Genomic DNA, 14,112 nt, shown 5'->3' on the forward strand with positions numbered 1-14,112 from the left:
GGCTCTCAGCGCTCAAGCCCAGGGCGCGCGGCGCGAGTGGCCCGGTGGACGGCGACGATCCCGCCGGAGAGGTTCTTGTATCCCACGGAGCGCCAACCGGCCCCGTGCATGAGGTCGGCCAGCCCCTTCTGGTCCGGCCAGGCCAGGATCGACTCACCCAGGTAGTCATAGGCCTCGGTGTTCGACGAGACCAGGCGGGCCGCGGCAGGCAGGGCGCTGCCCAGGTAGAAGCGGTACATGCGGCGGAAGACCGCGGAGACCGGGGTGGAGAACTCCGCGATGACGATCCGTCCGCCCGGGCGAGTCACCCGGTGCATCTCCGCCAGCGCCCGGGCCGTGTCCTGCACGTTGCGCAGCCCATAGGAGATGGTGACGACGTCGAAGGTCCCGTCCGCGAAGGGCAGGGACGTGGCGTCCCCGGCCACGAAGGCGATCTCGGGGTGGCGGCGCTTGCCCTCGGCCACCATGCCGGTGGAGAAGTCGCAGGCCACGACCTCGGCGCCGTCGGCCGCGTACTCCACCGAGGAGGTGCCGGTCCCCGCCGCCAGGTCCAGGACCCGCACCCCCGGCCCGGCGGCGACGGCGGCGCGTGTCACCCGGCGCCACATGTGCACCTGGAACAGGCTCATCACGTCATTGGACAGGTCGTAGCGGCGCGCGACGGCGTCGAACATCCCGGCGACCTCGCGGGGGTCCTTGGCGAGGGTGGCTCGAAGAGGGGATCGGCTCATGGGGATCATCATCGCAAATCGCGGCCGGAACCGGATGCTGCGGAGCTGCAGTGACGGCCTAGGACCCAGGTCCCGTCCGACAATGTTGAAATTCGTCACTCACTTGCAGCGTAATTCTGGGGAGGCGCAGGCTCCCGGTTCTGTGCGGCATCGCTCGGGCAATGCCGTGACAGCAACGAAAACCCCTGGTCAGTGGTCCCGTGGGCGCATGCGTCCAGGAGGCATTCGCCCCCTGGGTACAGTCGGCACAGGCTCCGACGAGCGCGGGCCTGCATTACGGTGCCAACTGTGATGCCTATGACAACACCTGCCGTACCAGATGTACCGAGGAGGGGAGCCCGAGTGACTCAGGCGGCCGCCCAGTCCAGCGCCTCCACCACGGCCGACGTCGTCGTCGTCGGCGCCGGCCCGGCCGGCTCCTCGGCAGCCTTCCACATGGCCACACTCGGCCTCGACGTCATCCTCCTGGAGAAGCAGGAGCTCGGCCGGGACAAGGTCTGCGGCGACGGCCTGACCCCCTCAGCCGTGCGCGAGCTCGTCTCCATGGGCGTGGACACCTCCGGCTGGCAGCGCAACCGCGGCCTGCGCGTCATCGGAGGCGGTCACCTCCTCCACTTCCCCTGGCCCGAGCAGGCCTCCTTCCCCTCCTACGGGATGGCCCGCCCGCGCGCCCTGCTCGACCGGGACCTGGCCGAGCATGCCGCCGCGGCCGGCGCCCGCCTGCTCACCGGCGTGACCGTCACCGGCCCCGTCACCTCGCCCACCGGCCGGGTCACCGGCGTCGAGGCCCGCCCCACCAACCGGGTCGCCTACCCCGGTATCGAGGGCCCCACCACCTTCACCGCGCCGCTGGTCATCGACGCCGGAGGAGTCTCGGCCCGCCTGGCCACCGCCGTCGGGCGAACCAAGAACGAGCGCCGCCCCATGGGGGTGGCCGTGCGCGCCTACTTCCGCTCCCCGCGCGCCAAGGACGCCTGGATGGAGTCCCGCCTCGAGCTGTGGGACGGCAAGCCCGGCCAGTCCGACCTCCTGCCCGGATACGGGTGGATCTGGTCCGTGGGGGAGGGGCTGGTCAACGTCGGCCTCGGGTCGGTCTCCTCGCGAGCCTCGGCCACCGCCATCGACTACCGCGCCGTGTTCAACCGCTGGATGGACAACGTCCCGGCCTCCTGGGGCTTCACCAAGGACAACCAGGTCGGCGGCCTGGTCAGCGCCGCCCTGCCCATGGCCTTCAACCGCAAGCCCCACTACGCCGACGGCCTCATGCTGCTCGGGGACGCCGGCGGCATGGTCTCGCCCTTCAACGGCGAGGGCATCGCCCAGGCCCTCATGTCCGGTCGCCTCGCCGCCCAGGCCGCCGCCCAGGCCGCCGCGCGCACGACGACCTCGGGCCGCGAGCAGGTCCTGGCCCAGTACCCCAAGGCCCTCAGCGCCGAGATGGGCGGCTACTACACGCTCGGCCGCGTCTTCGTCGCCCTCATCGAGCACCCCGAGGTCATGCGCCTGTGCACCCGCTACGGGCTGCCGCGCAAGCGCCTCATGAAGCTCGTCACCAAGCTCCTGTCCGACGGCTGGGAGCGCCGCGGCGGCGACGGAATCGACCACTTCATCCAGCTCCTGACAAGGATGGTGCCGGAAGCATGAACCCCTACGCCTCCCTGCTCATCATGGCCGCGCTGGCCCTCGTGGTCGCCATCGGCGGTCTGGCCCTGAGCGCCATCGTCAGTCCCGCCCGGCGCAACCGGGTCAAGGTCGCCAACTACGAGTGCGGCATCGACCCGACCCCCGCCAACACCGAGCACGGACGCTTCCCCGTCTCCTTCTACCTGGTGGGCATGACCTTCATCATCTTCGACGTCGAGGTGGTCTTCCTCTATCCCTGGGCCACGGCCTTCGGACGTCTGGGGTTCTTCGGGCTGGGCGCCGCCGTCCTGTTCATCGGCCTCATCACCGTGCCCTACATCCTGGAGTGGCGTCGCGGCGGCCTGGACTGGGACTGAGAACAGGATCGAGCGCGAGACGGCCACGACGGGACCCACGGGCTCCGGGCGGCCCCATGATCTCAAGGATGATCTCAAGGAGTACACAGCAGTGAAGAGCATGAAAAAGCACAACGCCTTCATGGCGTCCATCCCCTCCAAGCGCAACGACCCCTACGCGGCCGCTGCCGCCGAGGTGGACAGCCCCGGCTTCCTGCTGACCACCGTCGAGAAGCTCGCCGGCCTGGCCCAGGCCCGCTCCATGTGGCCCGTCACCATGGGCCTGGCCTGCTGCGCCATCGAGATGATGGCCGCCGGCACCCCCCGCTTCGACATGGCCCGCTTCGGCTGGGAGGTCTTCCGCGCCTCCCCGCGCCACGCCGACGTCATGATCGTCTCGGGGCGCGTCTCGCACAAGATGGCCCCGATCGTGCGCAACGTCTACGACTCCATGCCCGAGCCCAAGTGGGTCATCTCCATGGGCGCCTGCGCCTCCTCGGGCGGCATCTTCAACAACTACGCCGTGGTCCAGGGTTGCGACCACATCGTCCCGGTGGACATCTACCTGCCCGGCTGCCCGCCCCGCCCCGAGATGCTGCTCAACGCCATGCTCGAGCTCACCCGCCAGATCGAGAGGAAGCCGCTGTTCAAGCACCGCGAGGAGATCGCCCGCGCCGTCGAGGCCGCCGCCCTGTCGGCCACCCCCACCCATGAGATGAAGGGCCAGCTGGCATGAGTGAGAAGAACGCCCCGGCGAACGCCTCCGGCCCGGGCGCCCTGCCCGAGATCCCCGAGGTCTCGGCCGTTCCCGCCGTCCCCGAGGTCGCCGGCACCCCCGTGCGCCCAGAGCTGCGTCTGGAGGTCATCGCCGCCCCCACCGGCCAGTTCGGCGCCGCCGACGCCGGCGACACCACCGGATACGGCGAGCACCGCAGCGTCGTCACTCTCGCGCCGGCCGCCGTGCGCCCCTACGGCAGCTGGTTCGACGGCGTCGTCGACGCCCTCATCGAGGACCTCCAGGCCGCCGGGGTCGACCCGGCCGCCGCCATCGAGAAGGTCGTCATCGAGCACGACGAGCTCACGCTGTTCATCGCCCGCGAGCACCTGCTCGACGTCGTGCGCCCCCTGCGCGACGACCAGGACCTGCGCTTCGAGTTGTGCCTGGGCGTCAGCGGCGTCCACTACCCCCAGCTGGCCGGCCGCGAGCTGCACGCCTGCATCGAGCTCATGAGCCTGACCCACGGCGGGCGCCAGCTGCGCCTGGAGGTCGCCTGCCCCGTCTCGGACCCGCACGTGCCCTCCATCGTCTCGGTCTACCCCGGCAACGACTGGCACGAGCGCGAGACCTGGGACCTCATGGGCATCGTCTTCGACGGTCACCCCCACCTGACGCGCACCGCCATGCCCGACGACTGGGTGGGCCACCCCCAGCGCAAGGACTACCCGCTGGGCGGCATCCCCGTCGAGTACAAGGGAGCCCAGACCCCGCCCGCCGACACCCGGAGGTCCTACCGCTGATGAGCACCACCCGCACCTTCCGCGCCTCCGGCCCCGCCACCGACGACCTGTCCGAGGGCCTCGAGCAGTTCACCGTCAGCGGCGGGGACTGGGACGACGTCGTCGCCCGGATCGCCGAGCGCGACGAGGCCGACCGCCTGCGCAACGACCGCATCGTGCTCAACATGGGCCCGGTCCACCCCTCCACCCACGGCGTGCTGCGCCTGGTCCTGGAGGCCGACGGCGAGGTCGTCACCGAGGTCCGCGTCGGTACCGGCTACCTGCACACCGGTATCGAGAAGAACATGGAGTACCGCACCTGGGTCCAGGGCGAGACCTTCGTGACCCGCATGGACTACGTGGCCCCCTTCTTCCAGGAGGTCGGCTATGCGCTGGCCGTCGAGAAGCTCCTGGGCATCACCGACGACGTCCCCGAGAAGGCCACCGTCACCCGCGTGCTGCTCATGGAGCTCAACCGCATCGCCTCCCACGTCGTGGCCGTGGGCACCGGGGGCAACGAGATGGGCGGCACCACGCTCATGACCATCGCCTTCCGCTGCCGCGAGAACATCCTCAAGGCCTTCGAGATGGTCTCCGGGCTGCGCATGAACCACGCCTACGTCCGCCCCGGGGGCCTGGCCCAGGACATCCCCGAGGGCTTCACCGAGTTCGTGCGCTCGGTCATGCCCGACATCAAGCACGACATCCACGAGCTCGAGCTGCTGCTCCTGGAGAACCCGATCCTCAAGTCCCGCTTCATCGGCGTGGGCGAGATCAGCCTGGCCGGCGGGCTCGCCCTGGGGCTGAGCGGCCCGTGCCTGCGCGCCGCCGGCTACCCCCTGGACATCCGCCGCACCAAGCCCTACTGCGGCTACGAGACCTACGACTTCCGCGTGCCCACCTACAAGGTCTCCGACTGCTACAACCGCCTGCGGCTCCGGCTGGACGAGTCCTACGAGTCGCTCAAGATCGTCTCCCAGTGCCTGGACCGCCTCGAGGAGATCTCCGCCCGTGGCGAGGACCCCTCCAACGCCACGATGGTGGCCGACCCGACCATCGCCTGGCCCGCCCGCATGGCCATCGCCACCGACGGGCAGGGCCAGTCCCTGGAGCACGTGCGCGAGATCATGGGCTCGTCCATGGAGTCCCTCATCCACCACTTCAAGCTGGTGACCCAGGGCTTCCGGGTCCCGGCCGGCCAGGTCTACCAGACCGTGGAGCACGCCAAGGGGGTCCTGGGCATCCACGCCGTCTCCGACGGCGGCACCCGCCCCTACCGGGTCCACTTCCGCGACCCCTCATTCTCCAACCTGCAGTCGCTGGCCCTGATGGGCGAGGGCGGCATGATCGCCGACCTCGTGCCCACCCTGGCCTCCATCGACCCCGTCCTGGGAGGCGTGGACCGCTGATGAGCACCACCGATAACGCAGTCACCCCGGCCGGCCCGGCAGCGCCGGCCGTCAACCCCGCCGTCGAGACCATCGCCACCGTCAGCGCCGTGGGCCCGGTGGGCACCGTGGCGGCCGCCGCCGTCGCAGCCGGCTACAGCCCCGACGTCGCCCAGGGCCTCCAGGTCGACATCGAGCGGATCATCGCCCGCTATCCGTCGGGCAGGGAGCGCAGCGCCCTCATCCCGATGCTCCACCTCATCCAGTCCGTGGACGGATACGTCTCGCCGGCCGGCATCGCCCTGTGCGCCGCCCGGCTGGGCCTGGAGCGCGCCGAGGTCAGCGCCGTGGCCACCTTCTACAGCCAGTTCCGCCGCCACCCGGCCGGCGCCTACCACGTGGGCGTGTGCACCAACGCCCTGTGCGCCGTCATGGGCGGGGACGAGATCTGGGCCGCCGTCACCGAGCACGCCGGACTGGGCGCCGAGGAGACCAGTGAGGACGGCACCATCAGCCTCGAGCGCATCGAGTGCAACGCCGCCTGCGACTACGCCCCCGTCGTCATGGTCAACTGGGAGTTCTTCGACAACCAGACCCCCGACTCCGCCGTCGCCATGATCGAGGCCCTCGAGCGAGGCGAGGACGTCGCCCCCACCCGGGGCCCCGAGACCGTGCCCACCTTCCGTGAGAACGAGCGCCTGCTCGCCGGCTTCGAGGACGGCCGCACCGACGAGGGACGCGGCCCCGGCGAGCCGACCCTGCGGGGCCTGCGCATCGCCCGCGAGCAGGGCTGGACCGCGCCCAAGGAGGAGAGCAAGTGAGCGCCACCGCCACCTACACCGCGCCGGGCACCCTCACCCCGGTCCTGAGCGACCTGTGGGACCAGGAGCGCTCCTGGACCCTGCGGTCCTACCTCGACCACGGCGGCTACGAGGGCCTCAAGCGCGCCAAGGCCCTCAGCCCCGAGGAGCTCATCACCCTCATCAAGGACTCCGGCCTGCGCGGACGCGGCGGCGCCGGGTTCCCCACCGGCCTGAAGTGGTCCTTCCTGCCCCCGGTCGACGGCGGCCCGCGCTACCTCGTGGTCAACGCCGACGAGTCCGAGCCGGGCACCTGCAAGGACATCCCCACGATCATGTCCAACCCCCAGGCGCTCATCGAGGGCATCGCCATCACCTCGCGGGCCATCGGCGGCGACCACGCCTTCGTCTACCTGCGCGGCGAGGTCCCCCACGTCTACCGCCGCCTGCTCAGGGCCGTGCGCGAGGCCACCGAGTCCGGCCTGCTGGACACCGGCTTCGGCCTGGACGGCCAGCAGCGCCTGCGCATCACCGCCCACGCGGGGGCCGGCGCCTACATCTGCGGCGAGGAGACCGCCCTGCTGGACTCCCTGGAGGGCCGCCGCGGCCACCCCCGCCTCAAGCCTCCCTTCCCCGCCGTCGCCGGCCTCTACGCCCGGCCCACGGTGGTCAACAACGTCGAGACCATCGCCTCGGTCCCCGCGATCCTGGCCCGCGGCGCCCAGTGGTATTCCGCCATGGGCACCGAGAAGTCCAAGGGCCACGGCATCTTCTCCGTCTCCGGGCACGTGGCCCACCCCGGCCAGTACGAGGCCCCCTTCGGCATCACGATGCGCGAGCTCATCGAGCTCTCCGGAGGCATCCGAGCGGGCCACGAGTTGAAGTTCTGGGTGCCGGGAGGCTCCTCGACGCCGATCTTCGGCCCCGACGAGCTCGACGTCCCCCTGGACTACGAGTCCGTGGCCGAGGCCGGCTCCATGCTGGGAACCCGCGCCCTGCAGGTCTTCGACGAGACCGTCTCCGTGGTGCGCGTGGTCACCCGCTGGACCGAGTTCTACCAGCACGAGTCCTGCGGCAAGTGCACCCCCTGCCGCGAGGGCACCTACTGGATGCGCCAGATCATGCTGCGCCTGGAGGCCGGGCGCGGGCTGCCCGGCGACGTCGAGAAGCTCGAGTCCATCGCCTCCAACATCGCCGGGCGCTCCTTCTGCGCCCTGGGCGACGCCTCGGCCACCCCGGTCCTGACCGGCATCAAGCGGTTCCGCGAGGAGTTCGAGGCCGGCTACACCGCCGCCGCCGGCGAGCTCTTCCCCTACGCCGCCTCCTCCGTCTTCGAAAGCGCACGGTGAGCCATGACTGCTGAGACGACCACAAAGAGCCCCGCGCCGGCCGGGCCGCCGGCCCCCGAGATGGTCCACATGACCATCGACGGGCTTCCCGTCGAGGTCGAGAAGGGCACCCTCCTCATCCGCGCCGCCGAGCAGGTCGGGGTGCGCATCCCGCGCTTCTGCGACCACCCGCTGCTCGCGCCGTCGGCCAACTGCCGCCAGTGCCTGGTGGAGGTGGCCATGCCCGGGCGCGACGGCGTCGTGCGGCCCATGCCCAAGCCCCAGCCCTCCTGCGCCATGACCGCCATGGAGGGCATGGAGATCTCCACCCAGGCCACCAGCGAGGTCGCCGCCAAGGCCCAGGCCGGCACCATGGAGTTCCTCCTCATCAACCACCCGCTGGACTGCCCCGTGTGTGACAAGGGCGGCGAGTGCCCCCTGCAGAACCAGGCCCTGGAGCTCATGGCCTCCGGCGCCCAGTCCGCCACCCGCTTCACCGACGTCAAGCGCACCTTCCCCAAGCCGCTGCGCCTGACCAGCAATATCCTGCTGGACCGCGACCGCTGCATCCTGTGCCAGCGCTGCGTGCGCTTCGCCGACCAGATCCCCGGCGACCCCTTCATCGCCCTCCAGGGACGCGGCGGCGGCCACCCCTCCTACGACATGGACGGCCACCCCGAGCACGCCGGCGGCCTGTACTCCGAGCAGATCGGGCGCTTCGACGCCCGCGTCCTGGACTTCTCCACCGGCTCCGCCGAGCAGTCGATCGACGCCGACCTCCAGACGATCCGCGGCGTGCCCTCCCTGAGCGCCCTGGGCGACCTGACCGGCCCCGGCGGCGAGCCCGGCGCCTCCGACGGCACCGACTACGGACCCGACCTGGGTGCCGGACGCGAGGACCTCGACGTCTCCGGGCGGCCCTTCGCCTCCTACTTCTCCGGCAACATCATCCAGATCTGCCCCGTGGGCGCCCTGACCTCGGCGAGGTACCGCTTCCGGGCCCGTCCCATGGACCTGGTCTCCACCGACTCCGTCACCGAGCACGACGCCTCCGGCTCGGCCATCCGCGTCGACATGCGCCGCGGCGTCGTCCTGCGCCACCTGGCCGGCAACGACCCCGAGGTCAACGAGGAGTGGATCACCGACAAGGACCGCTTCGCCTTCACCTGGTCCTCCCAGCCCGACCGCCTCACCGTGCCGCTCGTGCGCGACGAGGATACCGGCGAGCTCGTCACCACCTCCTGGTCCGATGCCCTGGACGTCGCCGCCCGGGGATTGGCCCGCGCCGCCTCCGACGGGGGAGTGGGGCTCCTGCCCGGCGGCCGCCTCACCCTGGAGGACGCCTGGGCCTGGTCCCGCTTCGCCCGCACCGTCCTGGGCACCAACGACATCGACCAGCGCGTGCGCACCCACAGCCTGGAGGAGGACACCTTCCTGGCCGCCCGGGTGGCCGGCACCGGCCTGGGCGCCGTCACCTACCGCCACCTGGAGACGGCCGGCCAGGTCCTGCTCCTGGGCCTGGAGCCCGAGGACGAGTGCGGCTCGCTGTTCCTGCGCCTGCGCAAGGGCGTGCGCGCCGGCGGCGTCAACGTGGCCACGGTGACCACCTGCCTGAGCGCCGGCAGCCGCAAGCTCTCCGCCCAGGCCGTCCTCACCCCGCCCGGGGAGGAGGCCCGCGTCGTCGCCCACCTCAGCCAGACCCACCCCGCCCTCGTGGAGGCCCTGCGGGCCGACGGCGCCACCATCCTCGTCGGCGAGCGCGCCGCCCGCGTGCCCGGCCTGCTCAGCGTCGCCGACGCCCTGGCCACCGCCACCGGCGCCCTGCTGGCCTGGGTCCCGCGGCGCAGCGGCGAGCGCGGCGGCATCGAGGCGGGGCTGCTGCCCGGCCTGCTGCCCGGCGGGCGCCCCGTGGCCGACCCCGAGGCCCGGTCCCAGGTCGAGCGGGCCTGGAACATGGGCCCCGAGCACCACCTGCCCACGTCGCTGGGTCGTGACACCACCGGGATCCTCTCGGCCCTCCTGGACGGCACCCTCGCCGGCGCCGTCGTCGGCGGCATCGACCTGCGCGACTTCCCGGACCCGGGCCTGGCCCGCGCGGCCATGGCCGCCAGCGGCTTCACCGTCCAGCTCGAGGTGCGCCGCAGCGAGGTCAGCGAGCACGCCGACGTCGTCCTGCCCGTGGCCCCGGCCGTGGAGAAGAACGGCACCTTCGTCAACTGGGAGGGGCGCGTGCGGCCCTTCGGCCAGGCCCACGTCTCGCGTGCCCGCACCGACCGCCAGGTCCTGGGGATGCTCGCCGACGAGATGGGCGTCGACCTCCAGGTCGACGACCTGGTCACCCTGCACGAGCAGCTCGCCGCCCTGGGCCTGTGGCGCGGCCAGCGCATGCCGGTCGCCTTCGGCCGCGCCCCGACGCCCGGCGCCGAGGCGGCCATCGTCGTCGGCGGCTTGGAGGCTCGCCTGACCACCCACAAGCCCATGCTCGACGCCGGACGCCTCCAGGACGGCGAGCCCTTCCTGGCCGCCACCGCCCTGCGCCCCGTCGCCAAGGTGGGCGCCGACCTCGCCCAGCGCCTGTCACTGGCCGGCGGCGATGAGGTGACCGTCTCGACCGCCACCGGGTCGATCACCCTGCCGGCCGTCGTCGGCGGCGTCAGTGACGGAACCGTGTGGCTGCCCGAGTGCTCGGCCGGATCCACCGTCCACCAGACCCTGGGCGCCGGCCACGGCTCCCGGGTCACCGTGACCCACGCAGCGGAGGTACTGAGGTGAACCCGATCCACGCGGCTCAGGCAGCCGCCGACGACGCCGTCTCCAACGGGGGCGTGGTCGCCGACTTCTCCGCCGAGACCTGGTGGCTGACCCTCATCAAGGCCGTCTTCATCGTCGCCTTCCTCATCGTCAGCGTCATGATGGCCCTGTGGGTGGAGCGCCGCGGCCTGGCCCGCATGCAGACCCGCCTGGGCCCCAACGTCAACGGACCGCTCGGACTGCTCCAGGCGGTCGCCGACGCCGGCAAGCTCATCATGAAGGAGGACTTCTGGCTCAAGGGGGCCGAGAAGATCATCTACCTCCTGGCCCCGCTCATCGCCGCCTTCAGCGCCTTCATGGTCTACGCGGTCATCCCCTTCGGGCCGCAGGTGAGCATCTTCGGCCACTCCACGCCCCTGCAGCTGACCGACTTCCCCGTGGCGGTCCTCTACATCCTGGCCATCACCGCCTTCGGCGTCTACGGCATCATCCTGGGCGGCTGGTCCACCCACTCCACCTACCCGCTCTTCGGCGCCGTGCGCTCCGCCGCGCAGGTCATCTCCTACGAGCTGAGCATGAGCCTGTCCATCCTCACGGTCTTCCTGGCCTCGGGAACCATGTCCACCTCCGGGATCGTCAGCGCCCAGCAGCGGATCTGGTGGGCCGTGGCGATGCTGCCCAGCTTCATCATCTACGTCATCTCCATGATCGGCGAGGTCAACCGCCTCCCCTTCGACCTGCCCGAGGCCGAGGGCGAGCTCGTCGCCGGACACATGGTCGAGTACTCCTCGATGAAGTTCGCCTGGTACTTCCTGGCCGAGTACATCAACATGTTCAACGTCTCGGCCGTGTGCGTCACCCTGTTCCTGGGCGGCTGGCGCTCGACGATCCTCAGCCTGTTCTGGGAGGGCGCCAACTCCGGCTGGTGGCCGATGCTGTGGTTCATCGGCAAGGTCTGGGCGGTCATGTTCTTCATGGTCTGGACCCGAGGCACCCTGGTGCGCATCCGCTACGACCACTTCATGAAGCTGGGCTGGAAGGTCCTCATCCCGGTCTCCCTGGTGTGGTTCGTGCTGGTCGCGGTCGTGCGCGCCTTCCGCACCTTCTCCGGCGCCTCCGTGCAGGCCCTCCTGCTGCCGCTGGCCGTCGTCTTCTGCGTCATCATGCTCATCCTCTTCCTCATCCCCGACAAGGAGGACGAGGAGGAGCTCTACGACGATGACGAGTACGAGGACGAGGAGGGCGACGACGTCGAGATCATGAGCGCCGACGACGACCACGTCGCCTTCCTCGAGGGCTTCCCCGTCCCGCCGCTGCCGGGCGAGTCCCTGCCGCCCTCGCCGCGCGCCCGACGCGCCGCCCTGGCCGATGACTCCGACGGATTCGAGGGCTTCGAGGACGGTCCGGCGGCCGCCGTCGGCCTCCTGGACCACGGTGACGACGAGTCCGACGACGCCGACGATGCCGTCGATTCCGCCGCCTCCGCCGGGTCTCCCGACTCCTCCGGTGCTGATACGTCCGCCCCGGCCCGCACCGGCGCGGACGCGGCCACCGCCCTGCCCACCTTCACCCTTGGCCTCAAGGCCGACCAGGCCAGCGACAAAGCCACTGAGGCACCCCAGGAGGGAAAAGATGACTGATCGCCCGCACCGTTCCCGGGGCTCCCAGCACGACGACTGGCTGCGCGACGCTCCCTCCGCCCTGGCCCGGGCCTTCGCGCCCGTGGCCGGTTACGGGGTCACCATCTCCTCGATGTTCCGCCCGGTGGTCACCGAGCAGTACCCCTTCGAGCCCGCCCAGGTGATGCCCCGCTACCACGGCCGCCACCGGCTCAACCGCTACGACGACGGCCTGGAGAAGTGCATCGGCTGCGAGCTGTGCGCCTGGGCCTGCCCCGCCGACGCGATCTACGTCGAGGCGGCCTCCAACGAGCCCGGCGCCCAGTACTCGCCCGGTGAGCGCTACGGGCGCGTCTACCAGATCAACTACCTGCGCTGCATCTTCTGCGGCATGTGCATCGAGGCCTGCCCCACCCGGGCCCTGACCATGTCCACCGACTTCGATGAGCTCGTCGGCCCCGGCCGCGAGGGCCTCATCTACGAGAAGGAGGACCTGCTGGCCCCCGTGCCCGACGGCGCCGTCGCCGCCCCCCACCCCATGGTCGAGGACACCGAGGACGGCGACTACTACCGCGGCCGGGTCACCGGCTCCACCCAGGCCCAGATCGACTGGGTGCGCACCCACCGGCCCGATGATCCCAGCCTGGCCGGCGCCCGCGCCAAGGCCGCCTCCACCGCCTCCGGCTGGGGCACGAGGCAGACCGTCAAGGGGGCCGTGCGATGAGCGCCCTCCTGCTGCCGGCCGCATCAGCCGCCGCCCCCGCCGCTGTCCCGGCCGCGCTGACCGGCGATGGTCGCCTGGGGCTGGGGGAGACCATCGTGTTCGGCGTCGTCGCCCTGGTCACCGTGGCCTGCGGCATCGGCGTCCTGACCGCCAAGCGGGCCGTGACCGCCGCCATCAACATGATCGGCATCGTGATCTCGTTGGCCGTCCTCTACATCGTCAATGAGTCGCCCTTCATGGGCATCACCCAGGTCGTGGTCTACACCGGCGCCGTCATGACCCTCGTGCTCTTCGTCATCATGCTCGTGGGCGTCGGCGGCGACGAGCCGGTGGGGGCCGCCGGCTCGGTCATGAGACGCCCGGTCCTCATCCTCCTGGGCCTGGGGCTGGCCGGGGTGCTGGGCGCCGCCGTGTGGCGCACCGCCCTGCCGACCCCGGCCGGGCTCAGCGACGGCGCCAAGGCCGCCCCCGACCTGCTGGCCGTCACCCTCTACAACGACCACGTCGTCACCATGGAGCTGACCGCCGTCCTGCTCATCATCGCCGCCGTCGGCGCCCTGACCCTCACCCACCGCCAGCGCATCCGGGCCCGGCTCAGCCAGCGCCGCGTGGCCGCGGGCAAGATGCAGGCCTACGCCTCCAAGGGCGTCCACCCCGGGCAGAAGCCGATGCCCGGCGTCTACGCCTCCACCAACTCCGCCGCCGCCCCGGCCCTGGGCGCCGACGGCGAGGCCGTCGAGGAGTCCGTGCCCCGGGTCCTGCGGGCCCGCGGCCAGGGCCTGGAGCTGTCCGACGTCTCCCCGGAGATGGGCCTGGCCCAGCGCTCGGGGCGGATCGTGGCCCGCCAGGACAGTGTCGGCGGCGTCGGGGACGTCGGCTCCCAGCGCACCGGCCGCTCCGGGATGCCGGCCATGCCCGGCGCCGCCGCCCCCGCCGTCACGCAGCCCGTCCTCGGCGACGATGACGACTCCGAGCACAAGGAGGAGAAGTGAGTCTCCCCATCGCCGTCTACATCATCCTGGCCGGGGTCCTGTTCACCCTGGGGGCGCTCACGGTGCTGCTGCGCCGCAACGCCATCATCGAGCTCATGGGCGTTGAGCTCATGCTCAACGCCGTCAACCTCGTGCTGGTGACCTTCTCCCGGATCCACGGCAACCTCACCGGCCAGGTCTTCGCCTTCTTCGTCATGGTGGTGGCCGCCGCCGAGGTCGTGGTGGGGCTGAGCATCGTCGTATCCATCTTCCGCACCCGCAGGTCCACGTCGGTCGACGACGAGAACCTGCTCAAGAACTGAG

Annotated in this window: 13 protein-coding genes; 12 read left to right on the top strand and 1 reads right to left on the bottom strand. The window is 71.4% G+C overall.

The features are described 5' to 3' along the window. Positions 1-5: 5 nt before the first annotated feature. Positions 6-731, bottom strand: a complete 726-nt coding sequence (locus tag HCR68_RS00220; RefSeq protein WP_167145074.1) for a demethylmenaquinone methyltransferase — start codon at positions 729-731, stop codon at positions 6-8. 342 nt (positions 732-1,073) lie between these two features. On the opposite strand from HCR68_RS00220, the gene HCR68_RS00225 reads away from it, so the two are divergent. The 12 genes from HCR68_RS00225 (at position 1,074) to nuoK (ending at position 14,111) form a co-directional block, all read left to right on the top strand. Beyond that, complete coding sequence (locus tag HCR68_RS00225; RefSeq protein WP_167145076.1) at positions 1,074-2,375, top strand: geranylgeranyl reductase family protein; 1,302 nt, start codon at positions 1,074-1,076, stop codon at positions 2,373-2,375. Continuing rightward, on the top strand, positions 2,372-2,731 hold the full coding sequence (gene ndhC, locus HCR68_RS00230) for an NADH-quinone oxidoreductase subunit A (protein WP_167145078.1): 360 nt from the start codon (positions 2,372-2,374) through the stop codon (positions 2,729-2,731). Before HCR68_RS00225 ends, ndhC begins: the two co-directional genes overlap by 4 nt. Positions 2,732-2,831: 100 nt before the next feature. Further along, a complete protein-coding gene (locus HCR68_RS00235) occupies positions 2,832-3,446 on the top strand; it encodes an NADH-quinone oxidoreductase subunit B (protein WP_208320461.1) in 615 nt (204 codons plus the stop codon). Further along, complete coding sequence (locus HCR68_RS00240) at positions 3,443-4,228, top strand: NADH-quinone oxidoreductase subunit C (protein WP_167145080.1); 786 nt, start codon at positions 3,443-3,445, stop codon at positions 4,226-4,228. The genes HCR68_RS00235 and HCR68_RS00240 overlap by 4 nt, the downstream gene beginning before the upstream one ends. Then, entirely contained in the window at positions 4,228-5,616 is a 1,389-nt protein-coding gene (locus tag HCR68_RS00245; protein ID WP_167145082.1) for an NADH-quinone oxidoreductase subunit D, read from the top strand. Before HCR68_RS00240 ends, HCR68_RS00245 begins: the two co-directional genes overlap by 1 nt. Continuing rightward, positions 5,616-6,416 (top strand): NADH-quinone oxidoreductase subunit NuoE, encoded by an 801-nt coding sequence (gene nuoE / locus HCR68_RS00250; protein WP_167145084.1) that lies wholly within the window; start codon positions 5,616-5,618, stop codon positions 6,414-6,416. Before HCR68_RS00245 ends, nuoE begins: the two co-directional genes overlap by 1 nt. Next, positions 6,413-7,744 carry an NADH-quinone oxidoreductase subunit NuoF gene (gene nuoF / locus HCR68_RS00255; protein WP_167145086.1) on the top strand — a complete coding sequence of 444 codons (1,332 nt, stop codon included), beginning with the start codon at positions 6,413-6,415 and terminating at the stop codon, positions 7,742-7,744. The genes nuoE and nuoF overlap by 4 nt, the downstream gene beginning before the upstream one ends. A gap of 3 nt (positions 7,745-7,747) precedes the next feature. Next, the gene (locus tag HCR68_RS00260; protein ID WP_167145088.1) at positions 7,748-10,495 is read left to right on the top strand and encodes an NADH-quinone oxidoreductase subunit G; all 2,748 of its coding nucleotides are present in this window, start codon (positions 7,748-7,750) and stop codon (positions 10,493-10,495) included. Beyond that, the gene (gene nuoH, locus HCR68_RS00265) at positions 10,492-12,114 is read left to right on the top strand and encodes an NADH-quinone oxidoreductase subunit NuoH (RefSeq protein ID WP_167145090.1); all 1,623 of its coding nucleotides are present in this window, start codon (positions 10,492-10,494) and stop codon (positions 12,112-12,114) included. The genes HCR68_RS00260 and nuoH overlap by 4 nt, the downstream gene beginning before the upstream one ends. Continuing rightward, positions 12,107-12,817, top strand: coding sequence for an NADH-quinone oxidoreductase subunit NuoI (gene nuoI, locus HCR68_RS00270; RefSeq protein WP_167145092.1), 711 nt, complete (start codon positions 12,107-12,109; stop codon positions 12,815-12,817). Before nuoH ends, nuoI begins: the two co-directional genes overlap by 8 nt. After that, entirely contained in the window at positions 12,814-13,809 is a 996-nt protein-coding gene (locus HCR68_RS00275) for an NADH-quinone oxidoreductase subunit J (protein ID WP_167145094.1), read from the top strand. The genes nuoI and HCR68_RS00275 overlap by 4 nt, the downstream gene beginning before the upstream one ends. Continuing rightward, positions 13,806-14,111 carry an NADH-quinone oxidoreductase subunit NuoK gene (gene nuoK / locus HCR68_RS00280; RefSeq protein ID WP_108833632.1) on the top strand — a complete coding sequence of 102 codons (306 nt, stop codon included), beginning with the start codon at positions 13,806-13,808 and terminating at the stop codon, positions 14,109-14,111. The genes HCR68_RS00275 and nuoK overlap by 4 nt, the downstream gene beginning before the upstream one ends. The last annotated feature ends 1 nt before the right edge of the window (position 14,112 follow it).

This window comes from Actinomyces sp. ZJ308, from assembly GCF_011752065.1.
Classification (GTDB): domain Bacteria; phylum Actinomycetota; class Actinomycetes; order Actinomycetales; family Actinomycetaceae; genus Actinomyces.